The sequence below is a fragment of the Mesorhizobium sp. ORM8.1 genome (assembly GCF_053005525.2).
In genome coordinates this window covers 4,789,665-4,808,591 of the sequence record NZ_CM132600.1, presented here as the reverse complement: position 1 = coordinate 4,808,591, position 18,927 = coordinate 4,789,665, and the positions used below count along the sequence as shown (strand labels likewise).

Here is an 18,927-nt window from a genome sequence, read left to right as displayed (position 1 = left end):
TTCATGCGGCCGAGCAGATGCCGGGACGCACCGCTCGACCAAATTCGTTACGCCTTGGAGGCCATCGCGGCTCCATAGGGGCGCTGGTTCGACATCACCGCCCAGGCGATCCGGGCCAGTTTATTGGCAAGCGCAACGACCACCACGTTGCGCTTGGCGCGCTTGAGCAGTGCCTGCGGCCAGGCGCCGAGCTGGGTGTCCATTCGCGCCAGATATGGCAGTGCCGCTCGCGCGCCATGGATCAACAGCATGCGCATGTAGGTGCTCCCGCGCTAGCTAATCCCCGTCAGCCGCGGCTTGCCGTCGGTCGTGATCTGACGTGGAACAAGCCCAAGCCAAGCAGCGAAGTCACGCCCCTTCGCAAACGCCGACACATCGCCGGCCGCCGCTGCCAGCGCTGTTGCATTGAGGCCTCCAATGCCCGGAACACTGCGCAACAGACGAGCCCGTTGATCGCTCTTCGCGAGCGCTTCGAACTCTTGATCGAGCTGCTTGATCCGATGATCGAGCGCGTGCAATTCGTCAAGCCTGCCATGAGCCAGTTGCCGCATCCTGGCGGTTAGGATCGGGTTGTCGGAGAGGTTCTCGCACAGCCACAGGTTCAGCTTTGGGCGCCCTTCGCGATGACGATACCGTGGTCGAACAATACACCCCGCAGTTGATTGAACAACGCCGTCCGGGTGCCAGCCGGCCGTTCGCGGGCACGGTGCAAAGTCTGCACGTCGAGCTGCTCCTCCGACTTGATCGGTACGAAGCGCATTGTCGGCCGTGTCGTTGCTTCAGCGATTGCCTCCGCATCGCGATCATCGTTCTTGTGTGATTTCGCGTACGGCTTCACATACCCGGGCGGCATCAGCCGAACCTCATGTCCGCCCATGACGAACTGACGCGCGAGGTGATGAGCACCGCAGCACGCCTCCGTGCCAATGATGCGGTGCGATTGCTTTTCGACGAATGCAGCAAGGGACGCGCGGCGTATCCGACGACGCAGCACAACCGCTCCTTCACGGTCAAGGCCGACCAAGCTGCGGAGCGTCTTTTCCCAGATCGATTCCGAGTACGACGATGTTCATTTCCTTCCTCCTTCTGACAGGGACTAGCAGTTTGGCCGGAACCGGGGCGGGCCATCCCATAAGATGACGTGCGTTCCGTCGTTCCTGGTCTGCATCGGTCCTCATCCGCCGGAGCGGATCTCTTGTGTCAGGTGGCGCCCGTCAGCGTGCCGGCGCGATGCGTTTCAACCGTCGGTCTTCTGCTCATCAATGCGCTCCGAAGGGCCTGCGGGCCTTGTTATGGGGCACGCCGGCCTGCATCCGCCTGGCTTGCCGCCGGGTCGCCGACATAGAACGCCCGCGCGTGGTCCCCAAAATCGTCATTGCAGACCGCTTGACGCTTTGCTGATATGAGCAAAGGCTAAATTGCTAAGGACCACTGCATCGCGGGGGGTAGTTTCTTTGCATGCAACCGGAATTGTTGAGCCCCTACAACTCGCAGCCGTTCTTCTAGCTGGTGTCCTAGCTGGTGTGGCCTTAGAACGCTTGCTATCGCGGAAGCGGAGGCAGGCCTGGAGAGAAAGAAACCGGTTGCGCTGGGCGAGAGAGCGCAGTGGAGGCGACATCCTTAGCGGCCTGTGGACCACCCCGCAGCCTGTCGCCGCAGCACCGAAACTAGCTGATCCTGCTGACCAGTTGCGGATTGTCATGGGTGCGAACTTCACTATTCAACCACTCCTGAACAAAAGCGAAGTGCGCGTCTTCAAGGAACTTGATCGCATGGTAATCGGCTGCAATCCGGGATGGCAGGTGATGGCCCAAGTATCTCTGGGCGAAATTCTGCGTAGCGCCAACGCCGACGCCTACAGCTGCATCAACTCGAAACGGGTGGACCTTCTTCTTGTAGACGAGAACTGTCTGCCTCGACATGCACTCGAATACCAAGGCTATGCACATCATCAAGGCACAGCAGCAGCACGTGATGCAGTAAAAAAGGAAGCCCTGCGACGGGCTGGCATCAGCTATCACGAAATTGTCGGCGGTCATACCACACCTTCCGAACTCAGGCGACTGGTCGAGAAGCTTGTGGATCGGCCAGCCGCAGGGCTATAGCAACTCGCGCTGTTCGGGGACCAGGATTGCCTCCAACTGAAGAGGGACCTTCGTGGAACGAGGATACATACCGAGACTTGCCGAAGAAGAAGCTAAGGTGTTGGTCCTTAGAGCGCTTTTCCATGCGAAGAAGGGGCAACTGACCTCCACTGAGATCAAAAAGATAGCTCCGAAATATCGCAAAATGAGCGACGAAGACATGAAGCCAAAGGATAATCGGAGCGGAGCGCCCACGTTCCATCAGATTGTCCAGAACGCCTTCGACAGGATGGACAAAACGGTTGGTGTCTATCGTACTTCATTCGCGATGGAAATTTCAGAGCCTTTAGGACGAGTAATAAGAATTACGGATGATGGAAAAGATTTCGTTCTGGATTTTCCGGCTTCATAGAATGTATCGAACAGCGGGGTTTTGATGCATATGACTTCTTTGATCATAGCGCGATTGATTTCATTTGGCCCCGCATTGAACGGACGCTTCAAAAGAATGGGTTCAAACGCGGAAAGGACTACTTCATAAACTGCTTGCAATCGCAAAAGTATGCGTCGAATCATCCGGGTTCGTGGGAGCAGCGCGGGCATTTCGTATCAAAAGGGTCTGAAATAGTTGAGTTTCTCGGCGCGGCCCATAAAGCCGGTCAAATTGAGGGCCATATCAGGCCGAGGAGCATCGAATTGTGGCTTCAGACGCGCAGCGTCATTGATAGCCACATCAACTTCCAGAACCCTTATAGTTCACTACAACAACTTCGGTTCATTTGACGGTTTCCACTTATAATAGACGGGGCGCGGTTTCCGTGATCGAGCGGCTCGCCGAAGCACTCAAAATTGATGCAACTGAGCCTATTCACGACGGAGCTTGCGGCGGGCGCGATCAATCGGGGTCAGTTGGTCGAGGTGACCAAGCGATTGGCCGGGCTGTCAGCGAGCGACCCCCGCTGGATCACCAACATTATCGACGCTGCCCCCGCGCGAGCGTTCCTAATGTGCCAGAACATTCCCGACGCCGACGGAGACTGGAGTGCGCTAGTAGGAGAGAAACGTTGGATCGCCAGTCGCCCAGCCGAGGCGTAAAGGCTGGCCGGTATTTAGCGTGATCAGCGCGGGCTGGTCGTGGGCGACCTTTAGCCCGATCAAATTCGCAAATCGCTCGAAATCGTCAAACCATTCTCGCGAAGCTGAAAAAGAATGGACGATCATCGCGGCCTCGTCCGTTTTGAACCGGCGTGCCTCGATCAAAGCAGAGGCTGTCCTGTGAAGCAATTGGTAGCGGATTGCATCACCGGGAGCTTTTGCAAGCCCCAAGACATCGCAGAGATGTTTCATACGGATGCGTTTGCCGTCCGACGGCTCGCGAAACCATTCGCCAACGGTTGGTCCGAACGCTTCACTGACTTTGCCCTCGATCATTGATGCTGAGGTTCGGTCGTGAGTTCGAATAAGTGCAAAAACGTCGTTTTGGCTGTCTCGCCCACCACCGGGGAGCGGAACTTTGTGCTCTGGAATAGCAACTAGAAGCTCAACCGGGGCGTCGAACAAAGCCGCTACTTCTTTCGGCAACCCGCCGGAGCTTTCCCAGCAATGCGCTACCGTGCGAGCTGAGTAGCCTGTTCGCCAGTGCTTGATCGGGTCGGCAAGGAAGGCACGCCAACTGTCAGGGCCAGAACTTGGGATATAGACGCGGGACATTTCTTTAAGTCTCCTAACAATCGCCTGGCTATCCCATGGACCATCGAACGCTCCCGACACGAGGCAGCGCTCTATTGCTCAATTGAGCAAATGGCGCTTTATCCTCTCGTCGTGTTGCTTTTCGGCCAGCACTAGATAGCGCCTTCGCGCGTCGTACGTCATCGGCACGGAGCGTCGGTTGCCAAGGTCATCCACAAGGCCGAAATAGGCCGAAAATGTTGCAGTTGTGACGTCAATTGGCACAGTGACCCAAGCAGGGATCGCACCTTCCGCTCGCGCAAGTTGGCGAACTTCGTCCAACGCCATACGAGTGATTTGTTCAACCGTCTTGCCTTGCGACTTCAACGTCCGGTTCTTCGTGTTGCTGACCAAAACGAGGTTGTAGGCCCCGTTTATTTCGAGCTGCCCCTGACGCATCTCATTCCGCGTCTTCACCCCAATCAGAAAGCGGGCGTTATCGCGTACGCCTATCAGATCGGCAAAGGGATAGTGCCGTCGAATGCTGTTCAAATTCACGACCTCGGCGAATCCGAAACGGGCGAGGCACTCTGCAGCAAGCTGTTCGCCTAGATTACCTAGCTCGCTAATCCGTTCGACCGTCTGCAGTATCATGGCTTTCCTCAAAGGCTGCGCATACGCCGGGACCACTCAGACGGAACTTTGATCAGAATTGATGAAGGAGCTTCCTTGCCAATTCGACCACACGGTTTCGCTCGGGGCTTAGCCAGCCCTGAGGATGACGTGTTTCAATGGCGAATGCCCCATCGGACGTGGCTTTCAGTCGAGTGTAGCCATCTCTAAAATTCAGTGGCTGGCTCCTGTAGCCGAGCTCCTCTAGCACGTCAGAGATTGTGTCCTCGCAGTACCCTGAGGTAGCGAAGAGGATGACGCGAGGGGACAGGTATTTGATCTCCTCCGTCAATGCCATTTGGTGCGGTACTGATATGCCCTGCCATCGGTGCGCTGGGGGTGGCCTCTTACCACCTACCTCGTCCATTTTGCAGATGTTTGTCCAAGCGATGCGACGGCGCGACGGGTCAAGAAGATCGACCATTTGCCAGAAGGCTGACTTGTTTCTTTTTTCGATCATCCACTTGGTGGACGCGGCCGCACTGGCAATCTGATCACTGGCTGAACCCACAAGTGTGCCCAACGGACCAGCACTCTTGCCGACGTAAAGCAATGCCAATTTGCTTTTGGGATTGTATTCGGGGCCGATGCCGGTAGCGAACACTCCGGACGATGCCCAACCTTCCTGCGCGGCGTCCTGATTAAGCGCAACGAGTTGGCTCCAGGTTCTGTCGGAGATTGGCAATCGGCTCGTCATATAAATGTCCCCCACCAATTTATTAAAACGCTGGTTTGCCCGACTGGGTCAAGTCGTCAGATTTCCGAAACTCCGCGAGGCGCTGCATCATTTCGATGGCAGCAACGGCTGCTCCCATGGTTCTAAGTATCAATATTTCTTTCCTCCCTCGGTCCTGCTATGCCGCTGCGCCAGAAGGCGGAGGTTCAAGATGGTTGGTCAGATTTACATTTCAATGACTGGAGACGACAACGAGCTATGGGATCGGTGTTTGGCTGAAAAGCTGGTGGCCATAGGTTTTGACAAGCCTTACTTCGACGCTTGGTATGCGGATGACTACGACCAGTACTTGGACCTTATGCGAGCTGCGGAACCTAAGAAATCTGGTAGTGCCGTAAAAGCCAAGGCCACCCGCTGGTTCCGGAGGGCCACCTTGATATCCAAGAGCGAGGACGACATCTGGCTCCACAGGGATGGCAAGGACCTTTACTGGGCCACAACGACATCTGATCAACCGATACTTGAGCCGTTCGAAGATAAAGTCATGATCGCGAAGCCAGTCGATAACTGGTTAAAACGGGATGCAAAAACGGTCGCCCTATCTTGGAAATCGATACACCCCAAGGGTCAGGACTATCTCGTAACCCAGCAGGCCGTCTTCAGGGTAGCAGATGAAGATATGCGGTCTTATCTGCTGGCACTGGTGGGTGGGGAACCGCTCGGTCCCTGGCACGATAGAAAGGAATGGAAAGAACGGCTAGGAAATGGAAAAACGGTAGGCAAGCACATGCCTCAGGCTCAGTTTGCCATCGAACGGATGTTGCAAGCAATCAAAGAAACCGTAAAGAACTCGAACGGCCAGATCATCCAGAAGGCGCTCAAAAATAAGAAGCTGCTTTGCTCGGACGACGAAATGAGAGCCCATCTCGCAAAGCTCATGGAAGAACAGCAGGGCAGGTGCAACATCACTGGGCTAGCGATGCATATCGATGGACAAGACGAGCTGGAGCATGATCTGCTCGCCTCGGCGGATCGCATCGACAGCGACGGTCATTACGAGATCGGCAACATGCAACTCGTTTGCCGCTTCGTGAATTTTTGGAAGTCCGCTCAAGAGAACGAGAAGTTCGTTGATCTCCTAGAGCGCATCATCCAGCACAGGATCGCGGCGAGCCAGCAATAAGTGCTCACAATACCGCACCGTAGCGATGGGGCTGAAGCCGACGCCGCGTTGAGCCCGGGACGGTCAAATTTTGGCACGGCGGAGCCCTTTTCAGAGCGAATATCCGATGCACGAGAACCGTTCATGTGGCCATCGCAGCCGTACAGGATCGACGCGCGCGCGAAGTAGTTCTTGCGTGCACTTCGGTGGTGCATTTACTACGCTGAACCAAGACGGCTAAGGGGGCGCAATGAAGGGCGATTGGGTTAAGCGTGGATCGCCGACTTCACCCGTCGTCGTATTCATTCACGGCATCCTGTCGAGCGGCGAGAGTTGCTGGCGGCACGCATCCGGAGCCTATTGGCCAGACATTGTCGCTAAGGATCCGGAGATGTCGGATCTAGGTGTCTACGTCTTCACTTACAGAACTGGCTTTTTCTCAGGTAGTTACCGCCTTGCCGACGCTGTTGATGCGTTAAAGGAACATCTGGCCCTCGATGGGATAACCGGCTCGACGAGAATTGTATTTGTGTGCCACAGCATGGGCGGGATCATCGCCCGCAGGTACCTGGTATCGCGAGCCACCGAGCTGATCGAGCGCCATGTACAGGTCGCGATCTTCCTTCTGGCATCTCCGTCGCTTGGAGCAGACTACGCTGACTGGCTTAAGCCGCTTGCAAAGTTCTTTGGACACTCACAAGGCGACGCTCTGCGTTTCACCCGATCCAACGATTGGCTGGCTGACCTGGACCGCGATTTCCTAAACCTAAAGGAGCAGGGCCGCCTTTCTATCGTAGGAAAGGAATTGATCGAGGATCGCTTCATCGTGTTACGTTGGCTTTGGCGCAAACAGGTTGTCGAACCATTCTCTGGGGCCCGCTATTTTGGCGAGCCCTATAAGGTACCCGAGTCAGACCACTTCTCAATTGCGAAGATCGAGAATGAACATGCGATCCAGCATCGTCAGCTTAAACGCTTCGTCGCAGAATGGGGTCGGGCCAAAATAAGTGCGGCAACGTCCAGCGAGTCTGTCGAGCAAAGCCGCAGCAACCCGGTAGAACCAGGCGGGGACTCGTACCCTATCTCCGTGAGCGACGTGACTGCTGCAAAAGTCCAAGGCGTAAACCCGGTTGTCTGGCCTTCCCACACGTCGCTTTCTCTCGTTGATGACGCGATAACCCCCGTCCCCCACGCAAGCCTAGAGGTAATCATGGGCGATCCCAGAACTAGTCATCTCATCGACCGCTTCTGGGATTTGGACGCAAGCGACCGGCGTGAGATCGCGCTCGAACTTGGCCTGATTAGTGACGGGGAAGTCGACCTGCCGGAGCTGCAGCGCTACGGTCTAGCACTGATACGCGCCTCCGAGCGAAACCTACTCGATCGGCTTGAGAAGCTGGTCGAGGAGCGAGAATGACGAAAAGGGAGCGGGATTAAGATGCATACGGACTTTCCGAAACTCTATGCCGAAATCTCAACCGACGGTGCGCAGAGTTCTCGGCGCTGGACCGGGGTAGAGGAATTCGTCGGCAGCTACACGTCCACGCGGCTCGAGATGCTCGCCCGCCTTGTCTTCAACACCAAGCCACCGGCCGGTGGTCACCAGCAGGAGAATCTGGCGACCGAACTGGCAGCGTTCCACAAAGCGTTTTCGGATGCCGATCCCTCCATCGAGCAAGGCGCGCGGCAGGACCAGATCCTCGCGGCTGCAGCGCTGATGCAATACTTCGCCACGAATTCGAAGGCGGCGATGGCGGTAATCACGACGGCCTGCAACGGCGCGCGCACGGTTGCGCTGCCAATCGACCTCGTGACAGCGGCCGAAAACGCTCTGTCGAAGCTCGCCGCCAGTCGGCGCAAGCGGCCCGACCTCGGCAAGCTCGAGATCAAAGCTCCGGAATTGGAGTATGAGTTGGACTTCTCTGCAGCGCAGGTCAACACTCCAGCGACGTTCAAGGGCGTATTAGATCAACTCGCCGAAGCGGTGGACCAAGCCCTCGCCGACGTCGTCGCCAAGTTCAATGCGTCGACACAGCTCCTGGTCGACGCTAGCAAGAAGGCGGACGAGGAGCTGGATATGCTTTCCTGGGTATTCGGGCAGAGGGCCCTGCTGCCCGACCAGCCGTTCGCCGATATCCCGGCCGACCAGAAGCCGCTCGTGTTCGCACGGGATCTGGCCTCGCGGACCACGATCTATCCCGGTCCAAACCCGGTGCCGGCACTGTTGGCACGTGCCGGCCTCAATTGCACCGGGCAGCTGAGGATTGTAGATGCGGTGAACGCGGTCACGGATGACTGGACTGCAGCGGCCCTGAAGAACCTCAAGCCGTCCCCTGCAACCTCTCCCATCCACTTCGCGCTCATGAAGCGGGAGGAGACCGGGGCCGGCGAAGGTTGGCACGCAGGCTGGGCGGCCATCACCGGGATCGACCTTGGCGCGGCGATGTCACCCATGGCACTAGCGGAGCTTTTCTACCGCGAAATCCTCTGGCTACGTTGATCCCATGGCCGACACCGAAATAATCTGCGCGAACCGCGAATGCCGCATCGCCCAAGGTGGCAAGTGCATCGAAGGCCACGATGATCTTGCAAAATGCCCCTTTTACGGCAGGGAAACAGAGGAGATCGACGAAGAGCAGGACGACGACGGTCAGCATGCCACCGAGGCGTTCGACGGCGTCCATCTGCCCGACGCTCTTCCGCTAGATAGAGGAGGCACCGACAAGATACTCGCCATGCTGCCGTCGCGCATGATCGGCGTGATCGGGGGTTACGATTCCGGCAAGACGAGCGTCATCGCGGGCTTATTCGACCTCTTCCAGTTGGGGGCGGTTTCCGATAGCACCTTCGCCGGATCCTCGACGCTGCACGGTCTGGAGATCATATGCCACCATGCGAGGGTCGCGTCGGAACGCAACGAGCCGCACTCGGAGCGCACCAAGCGGGGCGAGGTCCGGTTCTACCATATCGACGTGCGGCGGAACGGTGCGCTCCAGTCCCTACTGATCGCCGACCGTTCGGGAGAGGAGTACGAGGAAGTTGCCGATCTCGCAGCGAACGCGGCCGGCATGTTCGAACTGCGGCGGGCGGATGTAATCACCATACTAGTGGACGGGCGGCGGCTGGCATCACCCATCGATCGTGCGGACGTTATGGGCACCATACCACTCATCGTCCGGGGCATGGTCGAGAACGGCGCGTTCCTAAGGAAGCCAAACCTCGCCATTGTGCTGACTAAGGATGACGCCGTACAGGCATCACCCCGCAGGGAGCGCGTCGAGCAGGACTTCAGGGCCATTGCCGACGGCGTCCGGGATTCGTTCGCCGACCACTTCGGCGAGTTCGGCTCCTTGGTCACCTGTGCCTCGCCCGCGGACACGAACGTCATGCGCGGCGCGGGCTTGGACGAGTTGCTGGGCTTCTGGATGAAGCCGATCGCGCAGCCGAAGGCAATTCGAATCCGCCACCGAAACGGTCGAGTGTTTGATGGACTCGCCATCGAGGAGACGGAAATTGGTTGAAGGCGACAAGCAACATGTCTCGATCTCGGTCATCGGCCTGCCCGAATCCGGCAAGACGACCTTCCTCGCGGCACTGTGGGAACTGGTGAACGAACATCGGATCGCGAAGGCGCTTACCTTCGACTCGATCGGGGAGAACGACCACAGCTACCTGCGAAAGATCGTCACGGTCTGGCGGAAGGCGACCGAACAAGCGCGGACCAGGCTCACCGGTCTAAGCGCGGTGAGGATGAACCTGAAGGACCGCGACGGGAACGTGGTCGAGGTCGCCATGCCCGACGCACCAGGCGAAGACTTCCGCGCGATGTGGGAGAACCGTGAGCTCGGGCGCGTGCTCGGCGACAGTCTCTCTGCCGGGAATATCATGCTCCTTGTCAACGGCAACAAGGTGAAGGCGCCCGCTTGGGTCACTGAGCGGGCCGCGCAGCGCAAGGCGACGGGCAGGCAGAAGGCCGAGGCTCTAGCGAAGGAGTGGCATCCGAGCCTCGCCCCGACCCAGGTGCAGTTGGTGGATCTTCTCCAGCTCGTCTCGCACGCGCCCGTCGGGCAGGCCGGCCGCAGGATCGTCGTTATGATCAGCGCCTGGGACAAGGTTGAGGGCGAGAGGCTCACGCCAGACGCATTTCTGACCGCGAAGATGCCCCTGCTCGCACAGTACATCGAAGCCGGGCGCGACGGCTGGACGAGCCGGGTTTACGGCGTCAGTGCGCAGGGCGGAGAGTACGACGGAAATGACGACAACGCCGAACCGGTCGAAGGAGGGGCTCCGAAGAAGAAGAAGACGAAAAAGGGTCGCGACGCGGACCGTCTACGCGAGGTGGACGTCCCGGCCAACCGTATCCGCCTCGTTTTCGGCGAGCGGGAGTCGACCGACCTAACCGAGCCGCTGCAATGGCTTGTGCATTGAGCATGGACCGCATGAGGGTTGACCAGACGCTCCACGGTTACAGCGATGGCCACCGGCTTATCTACGGATCGTTCAAGCTGCAGCAGTCCGACGCGCGGACGATGCTGATGCTGAGCGACGCGTCCGGTAGCGGCAGCCGAATCCCGTCCGAGGGCTACCTCACCGGCTACCCGCTTGCGGAATCGGGGAAGTACGTCCTCGCCCGGACGTGGGCCGCTCTTGAGATGAGTCGACCGGGCTGCGTGTGGACCCATTCTCTCCTGATCGACTTCGCGGACCTTGCGCGTCTGGGCTCGGCACTTGACCTCCTCGAATGCTTCCAGCGTCCATCTGGGGGAGGCGGCTCCGACTATTCCGCCCAGCTGGAGGTCGCGATGAAGAGGGCGCCGACGGTTGTGCCCCCTCACGAGCTCAGGCGAGCCGGCCAATGGGCCAGCGCGCTCTACGGGAAACCCAAGGGCAGGATCATCGCTGAACGCGAGGGCCCCGGCGACGACGCGCTCGTGTTGGCGATCTGGATGCAGCAGTGGCCCCGATTGCGGCGCGCCTTCCGCTTCTGCTCTTTCTCGGCGGACGATCGCTCGACGTCGGCGGACACCTTCGACCTCCAGCTGATGGATGCGGGCCGATCAACTCGATCGAGGAGGCCTGACGTTATCGTCGCGACCGCGGTCGAACAGGGTGACTGGCTCGGTGCTCTCCTCGACGACCTAGAGCTGCCAGCGCGATCGCACCTGCGGCAATTCCTGCGGGACGTGGGATCCGATGTTACTAACGGCCGAGCGGCGATGGTCCCGCTGATCCACCTGCACGGGGCGTTGGAGCCGAACGCCGGTCCATCGAGGTTGGCGGACGCCGTTTCCGAACTTGAGAGGTTGGGTTCGGGACAGGGCCGGATGGGACGAGCTGCAGCCGCGCGCGTCGTGCTTTCACGATCGGGGATCGACGATAGCCGGCTCTTGGACTTCGCGTTGCAGCAGGTCCGAGCCGACCGCGACCTGCTCGGAATCGAGCCGGCCATCATCGGTCAGGCTATCCTGCGTTGGAGGCCTGAACTGCTCGCCGACGGTTTGGCCGAGGAGGGTCCCTTGCAGAAGGCGGTGGAAGCGGCGCTTCCGGGAGCCGACCTCGACGAGCTGGTGGGCGTACTCGAGGTCGTGCCCGGCGCAGCCTCGGCAGTGCTCCCGTCGCGCCCGGACCTCCTCGAGCACGCGTCGTTTTGGCGGATCACCAACATCGACGCCTTGGGGCTGATCCGCTCGCTGGATATCGATCAGGATCATGCGACCCGGATCGTCAGCGCGCTTGCGGAGGCCGCCCGAGACGACTGCTCGCGGATGGTGGTCGACTGCTTCGGCATCAGTCCGGTGGTGGTCGCCCTATCTAAGTTAGACATCGTTGGGATCCGCTCGAGAATGGGCTGGGTCCGCACCATAGCACGGCGGACGAACGATCTGGCGGAAAGAATGGCGGACGGAGGGCTGTCGCATAGGCCGCTGCTGTTCGTCCTCGCCGAAATCCTCGACCCCGACGCCGTGCCGAACAGCGTAGGGACTGACCCTTGGGTGGCCGCCGTCGAGCGCACGAAGACCACTGACGACGTGTCGGCAGAGGACCTGCTCGCCGCCTTCCTATTCAACCGCGCCAGAGGATTGCGATCAGGGTCGACGGGCAGGCTCTTCCTCCTCTCCGTGCAACGCCTCCACGAGGCCATGGCCTCCGAGCGCCTCTCCGGCGAGGCTTGGCGCATCGCCAAGCAGCGATTGCCATATGGATCGGTCTGGCGTGATTGGGACCAGTGCGAGAAGCTCCGTCACGCCGTCGTTGACGATTTCATTGACCGGGATCTGCCCCCGATCGAGTTTGGAACAGTCGTGGACGACGGCAATCTCTGGAAAGGGCTGGTCGATCTCGCCGCCGAAAGCACGCGGGGGCGCCGGTATCTCGACAAAGTGCGCGGCGCACTCCGGGGTGGTCACGAAGGCTGGTGGGTCGAGCGCGCGAAGCTGATTGATCGCAAAGTGAAGTAGCGGGGAGCTGCGGATCCGGTTGCTAAGACAGCTCCTCGCAGTGCAAGCACCTACCCCCGCTTCATGATTCTGCACGAGCCTTCCAGCGCGGCGGCGATATCAAGTTCGTGGTGCTCTCAGGTGACCGCAGGCCTATTAAATCAGTCACTCAGTGAACGACTGCATATGAATCAGAAGATCGCTCCAGAAATATCCTGAAGCTTCATCTTGAAACCACCGAATCTGACTAAGGGCCGCTCATGCCGGTTTGGCGCAGCAAACCGGCCCGTAAGTTTCTTAACCCATCACCCTGGCAAACGCGCAATGACCGAGGGGCACACTTCGGGTTCGATCGCGCGGCCGCGCACGACCGAAATGAGGCGCATTGCCGACCGGCAGCCTTGGGCCAACTTGACGATCCGCAGACAGGCACACATGCTAGCGACGCGGCTTAGGCAATCGACGTATCCCGCCCGAACCTGTTGCTCGCGACAGACTCAGCCAGCGTGTCGAGCCGCGATCACGCCGAGGCCGAGGTGATCGGGCCGGTACCTCAGCCATCCTGAACGTCGAATAGCCCTCAAACGCAAAAACCGTCCCGGTTAGACCGGGACGGTTATCGATTTATGATAGAATTGGTTGCGGGGACAGGATTTTGAGCCTGTCGGGCCCACTTGCGAAGTCCGGTCAACAGACGAACTCGGTTGCAGAGCTGTATTGCGGTCGCCCCCTACCGGCCCGTCTCCCCAGAATGGAACTTCGACCACGTTTGCACCATTGCGGATCGAGACTCCCGTTGTTGTGCACGCGCATTCGAGCGGAGGTCGCAATGCAGAAACTCCAGTCGGCCTCTGATTGTGGAACGGTGTCGTGACGGCTGTGGGGCCGAAATCGGACTGTCGGGTTCTGACATGACAAGCTGTCCGGACGGTCGGACCACAAGAGGTGAGGGTCGCGTCAGGTCGAAAATGCGCATGAAAACTTAAGATGGTTGCAAGGTGGCCGTCTCTTTTTGCCGCTCAACTACAACGCCCAGTCTACCCGAGCGTTTGGCTTGCCAAGCCAAAGGTTTTCGGCATGGCCGAACCGCCGGCAGCAAAATCGGCGAGGCGTTTGCCCCGTGACATAGTCAGCACCGTGTCGAAGACCGGCAATCCGGCGTGCGACAGGAAGGCGGCGAACTCCCCGTTGTCCATATGAGTGTCGACCCGAAGGAAGGATCCGGAACGATCGATGACGTGGGGCCGGACGACCGCTATGGCATCAGCGTCGCTTTGGGCAACGATCGGCCCCACGACATGACCGCGCCCGAACGGTCGGCAGAGCGCGAAAGCGGTCAGCTTCTTTCCGTCAAATAGCCCATAGCCGCTCGAATGCACGAAGAGCTTTTCAATAAGCACCGCGCGCCTCACGCCGAAGCCCGCCGCGTCGATCTCGACCGCTGCCAGAATATCGCTTTCGCCCAAAACCCGGATATCGCCGCACGCCTCTGCCGGGCTGGCCGTCGTCGGCACGTGGGCGATGCCCTGGCACTGGTAGACGGTCTTTTCCGGCTGGAAGTCCAGCGAGAGATAGAGCCGCCGTGCGGCTCGGGTCGCATTGAGGCGCAGGTCGCGCCCGGGAACCTTATCGAAGACCCGCTTCATCAGCCACTGCGCCGCCCCCAGCGTCTGAAGCCGGGGCGAGGTGATGACCATGCCGATGGTTGCGAAATCGGGGCCGTACTGGAACCACATTGCGGAACCCAGAACGCGACCGATCTCATCGAGCGCGACGAACCCGTGCCCCAATTCCCGCAGGAACTGCCAGTCTTCAGCCCGGTGCGGCCATCCCACGGACAGCGAGTGCGCATGCAGGCGGTCGAGCCCGATGCCCTCGATGTCGGCTATACGCATCGAGAAGGCATCTATTTTCAAGCTTTCGGACGGCTTCAATTCCCTGCCTCTGAAAGATTGCCTAACAGGTGACGCGCAATGACCCCAGCCCTGCCAACGCTAAACAACCACGCCGATACAATTTGCTCGATTGCCGGTCGCCAGCGCAAGATTCGACTGAAACACTTCCGCTTTCGGCACGCAATCGCGAAGGAACGCGTCCATGCTCTGCGGCAATCCCGCAGTTATGGCCAGCGGCGCCGATCCCCCGCAACCTGAAGATGCCTTGAGGGCTGGAATGGACGTCTTAGACATCCTCGACCGTCTCGTCGCCTTTCCGTCGGTCGCCGGCAAGCCGAACTCCGACATCGCCGGCTGGATCGAGACCTATCTCGGCGAACATGACGCAAAGGTCACCCTGCTTCCCGGACCGGAAGGCGACCGCGCCAATCTTTTCGCGACGATCGGCCCCGCCGATGTTCCCGGCTATATCCTGTCCGGCCACATGGACGTCGTCCCCGCCGGTGAGCCGCAATGGAGCTCGCCGCCTTTCGTGCTGCGTCGGGAGGGCGAAAGGCTGTATGGACGCGGCACAACGGACATGAAGGGGTTTCTCGCGGCCGCGCTTGCGGCCGTGTCCAAGTTGGCCGGGCTTCGGCTTACCAAGCCGGTCCACCTCGCCTTCTCCTATGACGAGGAGATTGGATGCCGCGGCGTGCCGCATCTGATTGCCCGACTTCCCGAACTTTGTGCGAAGCCGCTCGGCGTCATCGTCGGCGAGCCGAGCGGCATGGGCGCCGTGCGCGGCCACAAGGGCAAGGCGGCCGCCCGCGTGACTATCCACGGGCGCTCCGGCCATTCCTCGCGGCCGGATCTCGGGCTCAACGCCATCCATGCGATGGCCGAGGCGCTGAGCGCGGCAGTCCGCGAGGCCGAACAGCTGACAAACGGTCCGTTCGATCCAACTTTTGAGCCGGCCTATTCCTCGCTGCAGGCCGGCGTGATCGCCGGCGGACATCAGGTCAACATCATCCCCGACAGTTGCACGCTGGACCTGGAGGCGCGCGCCATACCGGGCGTCGACCCCGCCAGCCTGCTCGCGCCCATCAAGGCGCGGGCCGAGGCGCTTGCCGCCAAGGGGTATCTGGTCGAGTGGACGCCGAAGAGCGCCTATCCGGCGCTGTCGCTGCCGCAGGACTCAAGCCTGGCGGCACTCCTTAGCGACCTGACCGGCAAGGCGCCGCTCGCTGCCGTCAGCTACGGCACGGAGGCCGGGCTTTACCAGGCGTCCGGCTTCGATGCGATCATATGCGGCCCCGGCGATATCGGCCGCGCCCACAAGCCGGACGAGTATATCCTCGCCGGCGAACTCATTGCCTGCCAGCGGTTGATCGAGGCGCTGGGCGCGCGTTGCGCGGCCTGAAGGAGCATCTGGCATGACCTTCCTGTTCAACTCCGATGCACGGCGTGGTGCGGTGTTTGCCGAGGCCTTCGCCAAGGAACTTCCGGACGTCCCTTTCGCGATGGATGCCGCGGCGATCGACCCCGACGCGGTGCGTTATCTGATCACCTGGACCGTTCCGGAGAACCTCGCCCGCTACAGGAACCTGGAAATTCTTTTTTCCCTCGGCGCCGGGGTCGACCAGTTCTGCTTCGATGCCGTGTCCGCGAGGGTGAAGATCGTACGCATGATCGAGCAAGGCATCGTGCGCATGATGCAGCAATATGTGGCGCTGGCTGTGCTTGCGCTCCACCGCTGCCTGCCGACCTATCTCGCCCAGCAGCGTGCAGGCCAATGGCGAGATATCCCGCAGCCTCAGGTCGGCTCGCGCCGGATCGGCGTACTCGGTCTCGGACAACTCGGCCAAGCCGTGTTCGACCGCCTGAAACCCTTCGGTTTTCCGCTCTCCGGCTGGAGTCGCTCTCCGCGGCGGATCGAGGACGTGATCTGTCACCATGGCGAGCTCGGCCTTCAGGAGATGCTCGCGGTCAGCGACATACTGGTCTGCCTGCTGCCGCTGACCGATGAGACGCGCGGGTTTCTCAATGCCGCCCTATTCGCAAAACTGCCCAAAGGCGCGGCGATCGTCCACACCGGGCGCGGGCCGCAGCTCGACCACGAAGCGCTTATCGCCGCGCTCGACAGCAATCATCTGTCGTCAGCGATGATCGACGTGACCGAGCCCGAGCCGCTGCCTGCGGGCCATCCGTTCTGGTCGCATCCGAAGATCATCCTGACCCCGCATGTCGCCAGCGTCACGCAACCCGCCACCGCCGCACGGGCGGTCATCGAAAACATCAAGCGTCACCGCGCCGGGCTCGATCCCATCGGGCTCGTCGATCGATCGCGCGGCTATTGAACTCCAACCGGAAAGGCCATCCCGTGTCCCTGCTCAAATCCATCGACACCAACCCGAGCTTTTCACCGCGCGAATCCAGTTCGCTGCCCGAGCGGCTGATTGCTGGTAATCCCGCCTTCAAGACCTGGGCGCAGGACGTAGCCAAGGACGACCTCGTCCATACAGGCATCTGGGAGGCGACACCTGGCGAGACGCGCTCGATCAAGGGCGAGACCTTCGAGTTCTGCCACATCCTCTCCGGCGTTGTCGAAATCACGCCCGAAGCCGGCGAGACGGTGACCTACCGGGCCGGCGACAGCTTCGTGATGAAGCCAGGCTTCACCGGGGTGTGGAAGACCGTCGAGACCGTGCGCAAGATCTACGTCACGGTAGGCTAGCGAGCGTCCGCGCCGGCGCAGAACCTCGGCGCGGAAGATTTTGCCGTCGCTGCCGTCCGACACGCAACATTCGTCGGCGGGGGATCATCGAACAGCGCATGCTGCATACCCGCAGGCGCTAGGCTAAAGCCGATACTGCCGAGTGGTTTGCCCATGAGCCTAAGCTTCGATCCCGACACAATTCCCCTTCCAGTCGGCCATTTCATCGGCGGCGAGCTGATTTCGGCCGACGGCGCGATCGAGATGCGCCGCCCGTCGGACGGCAAGGCCTATGCCGCCTGCCCCGTGGCGGGTGTTGATATTGTCGGCCGTGCGGTGGAGAGCGCCAAGGCGGCGCTTAAGGCCAGCAACTGGGGCGGCGTCCGTCCGCGCGAGCGCACCAGGGTCCTGCAGGCGTGGGCCGATCTAATCGAGTCGGAAGCCACAACCCTCGCCCGGATCGAAGCGCTGTGCTCCACTCGCCCCGTCGGCCAGCTTGTCGCCGGCGACATCGCGGTGACCGCCGAGCAGATCCGCTTCTTTGCCGAATTCGCCGACAAGGAAGGCAGCGAGCTCGCGCCGACCGACGACGCCAGTCTCGGCATGATCATGAGCGAGCCTTATGGCGTGGTCGGCGCAATCACGCCGTGGAATTTTCCGATCTCGATGGCAGGCTGGAAACTCGGTCCGGCGCTGGCGGCCGGCAACGCAGTGGTGCTGAAGCCGTCGGAAATGACGCCCTTCTCGGCCGTCTGTCTGGCGGAACTCGCTGTGAGGGCCGGCCTGCCGGCGGGGCTGATCAATGTGGTGCTCGGCGACGGCCTGACGACCGGCACGGCGCTGACCGGCCATCCAGAGATCGCCAAGATCAGCTTCACCGGCTCGACCCGCGCCGGTTCGGCGATCATGGAGAATGTCGCTCGCACAGGGGTCAAGCCAATGACACTGGAGCTTGGCGGCAAGAGCCCGCAGCTCGTCTTTGCCGACGCCGATCTCGACAAGGCCGCAGCGGCGATCGCCGGCAGCGTCATCTTCAATGCCGGCCAGGCCTGCGTGGCCGGCACGCGCCTGATTGCCAAGAAGAATGTCGCCGATAAACTGACGACGGCCATCTTGGATCGAATGAAGGCAACACGGCCTGGCCCGACCTGGAACGAGGCGACGCAGTATTCGCCGATCATTTCGGAGCGGCAGCGGGCGCGTGTCGACGGCGTCGTGCGGGCCGCCATCGCCGCCGGTGGCGAATGCCTGACTGGTGGCGGGGCCATGGAAGCTCCCGGCTATTTTTACGAACCGACGCTGATTGCCAATGTCAATCAGGCCAATCCGGCAATCGTCGAGGAAATCTTCGGCCCGGTCCTGACTGTCCAGACCTTCGAGACAGAGGAAGAGGCGCTGGCGCTGGCCAGCCATCCGACCTACGGCCTGGCTTCCGGCCTTTTCACCGCCGACTTATCCCGCACCATCCGCATCGCGCGCAAACTGGAAGCAGGCACGGTTTGGGTCAACCGCTACAGCCGCTCGCGCGACCACATCCTGCCGACCGGCGGCTACAAGCGCTCCGGGATCGGCAAGGATCTTGGTCGCGAGGCCTATCTCGCCAATCGCAGGACCAAGAGCGTCCTGATCAGCCTCTAG

General features: G+C 60.6%; 17 protein-coding genes and 1 pseudogene. 12 read left to right on the top strand and 6 right to left on the bottom strand.

What is annotated here, in order from left to right; genetic code table 11:
* Positions 1–47: 47 nt before the first annotated feature.
* Positions 48–1,073 (bottom strand): annotated as a pseudogene (locus tag ACVDG8_RS24160) (IS110 family RNA-guided transposase).
* A gap of 381 nt (positions 1,074–1,454) precedes the next feature.
* Between ACVDG8_RS24160 and ACVDG8_RS24155 the strand changes: the two are divergent.
* Together ACVDG8_RS24155 and ACVDG8_RS24150 are read left to right on the top strand one after the other, a co-directional pair.
* Complete coding sequence (locus ACVDG8_RS24155) at positions 1,455–2,105, top strand: DUF2726 domain-containing protein (protein ID WP_447256959.1); 651 nt, start codon at positions 1,455–1,457, stop codon at positions 2,103–2,105.
* A 52-nt stretch (positions 2,106–2,157) separates the two neighbouring features.
* Entirely contained in the window at positions 2,158–2,496 is a 339-nt protein-coding gene (locus ACVDG8_RS24150; RefSeq protein WP_447256958.1) for a hypothetical protein, read from the top strand.
* A 197-nt stretch (positions 2,497–2,693) separates the two neighbouring features.
* On the opposite strand, the gene ACVDG8_RS24145 is transcribed toward ACVDG8_RS24150, so the two are convergent.
* The 4 genes from ACVDG8_RS24145 to ACVDG8_RS24130 form a co-directional block, all read right to left on the bottom strand.
* On the bottom strand, positions 2,694–2,816 hold the full coding sequence (locus ACVDG8_RS24145; RefSeq protein WP_447256957.1) for a hypothetical protein: 123 nt from the start codon (positions 2,814–2,816) through the stop codon (positions 2,694–2,696).
* Between the two features lie 315 nt (positions 2,817–3,131).
* A complete protein-coding gene (locus ACVDG8_RS24140) occupies positions 3,132–3,794 on the bottom strand; it encodes a DUF6946 family protein (RefSeq protein WP_447256956.1) in 663 nt (220 codons plus the stop codon).
* Positions 3,795–3,872: 78 nt separating this feature from the next.
* Positions 3,873–4,406: a hypothetical protein gene (locus ACVDG8_RS24135; protein WP_447256955.1), complete on the bottom strand. Its 534-nt coding sequence runs from the start codon at positions 4,404–4,406 to the stop codon at positions 3,873–3,875.
* Between the two features lie 52 nt (positions 4,407–4,458).
* A complete protein-coding gene (locus tag ACVDG8_RS24130; RefSeq protein ID WP_447256954.1) occupies positions 4,459–5,121 on the bottom strand; it encodes a hypothetical protein in 663 nt (220 codons plus the stop codon).
* Between the two features lie 190 nt (positions 5,122–5,311).
* Here ACVDG8_RS24130 and ACVDG8_RS24125 point away from each other — a divergent pair, with 190 nt between their 5' ends.
* The 6 genes from ACVDG8_RS24125 (at position 5,312) to ACVDG8_RS24100 (ending at position 12,720) form a co-directional block, all read left to right on the top strand.
* Complete coding sequence (locus tag ACVDG8_RS24125; RefSeq protein WP_447256953.1) at positions 5,312–6,283, top strand: hypothetical protein; 972 nt, start codon at positions 5,312–5,314, stop codon at positions 6,281–6,283.
* A gap of 229 nt (positions 6,284–6,512) precedes the next feature.
* Positions 6,513–7,679, top strand: coding sequence for an alpha/beta fold hydrolase (locus tag ACVDG8_RS24120; RefSeq protein ID WP_447256952.1), 1,167 nt, complete (start codon positions 6,513–6,515; stop codon positions 7,677–7,679).
* 21 nt (positions 7,680–7,700) lie between these two features.
* A complete protein-coding gene (locus ACVDG8_RS24115) occupies positions 7,701–8,762 on the top strand; it encodes a GTPase-associated system all-helical protein GASH (RefSeq protein ID WP_447256951.1) in 1,062 nt (353 codons plus the stop codon).
* Positions 8,763–8,766: 4 nt separating this feature from the next.
* Positions 8,767–9,783, top strand: coding sequence for a TRAFAC clade GTPase domain-containing protein (locus ACVDG8_RS24110; RefSeq protein WP_447256950.1), 1,017 nt, complete (start codon positions 8,767–8,769; stop codon positions 9,781–9,783).
* On the top strand, positions 9,776–10,690 hold the full coding sequence (locus ACVDG8_RS24105; RefSeq protein ID WP_447256949.1) for a TRAFAC clade GTPase domain-containing protein: 915 nt from the start codon (positions 9,776–9,778) through the stop codon (positions 10,688–10,690). The genes ACVDG8_RS24110 and ACVDG8_RS24105 overlap by 8 nt, the downstream gene beginning before the upstream one ends.
* A gap of 11 nt (positions 10,691–10,701) precedes the next feature.
* Entirely contained in the window at positions 10,702–12,720 is a 2,019-nt protein-coding gene (locus ACVDG8_RS24100) for a GAP1-N1 domain-containing protein (RefSeq protein WP_447256948.1), read from the top strand.
* A gap of 1,016 nt (positions 12,721–13,736) precedes the next feature.
* Here ACVDG8_RS24100 and ACVDG8_RS24095 read toward each other — a convergent pair.
* Positions 13,737–14,594, bottom strand: coding sequence for a GNAT family N-acetyltransferase (locus ACVDG8_RS24095; protein WP_447257428.1), 858 nt, complete (start codon positions 14,592–14,594; stop codon positions 13,737–13,739).
* A gap of 277 nt (positions 14,595–14,871) precedes the next feature.
* Between ACVDG8_RS24095 and argE the strand changes: the two genes are divergently transcribed.
* The 4 genes from argE (at position 14,872) to ACVDG8_RS24075 (ending at position 18,927) form a co-directional block, all read left to right on the top strand.
* On the top strand, positions 14,872–15,996 hold the full coding sequence (argE, locus tag ACVDG8_RS24090; RefSeq protein WP_447256947.1) for an acetylornithine deacetylase: 1,125 nt from the start codon (positions 14,872–14,874) through the stop codon (positions 15,994–15,996).
* A 13-nt stretch (positions 15,997–16,009) separates the two neighbouring features.
* Positions 16,010–16,933 carry a 2-hydroxyacid dehydrogenase gene (locus ACVDG8_RS24085; protein ID WP_455707243.1) on the top strand — a complete coding sequence of 308 codons (924 nt, stop codon included), beginning with the start codon at positions 16,010–16,012 and terminating at the stop codon, positions 16,931–16,933.
* A gap of 23 nt (positions 16,934–16,956) precedes the next feature.
* Positions 16,957–17,310 carry a cupin domain-containing protein gene (locus ACVDG8_RS24080; protein WP_447256946.1) on the top strand — a complete coding sequence of 118 codons (354 nt, stop codon included), beginning with the start codon at positions 16,957–16,959 and terminating at the stop codon, positions 17,308–17,310.
* Positions 17,311–17,463: 153 nt separating this feature from the next.
* Positions 17,464–18,927 carry an aldehyde dehydrogenase family protein gene (locus ACVDG8_RS24075; protein ID WP_447256945.1) on the top strand — a complete coding sequence of 488 codons (1,464 nt, stop codon included), beginning with the start codon at positions 17,464–17,466 and terminating at the stop codon, positions 18,925–18,927.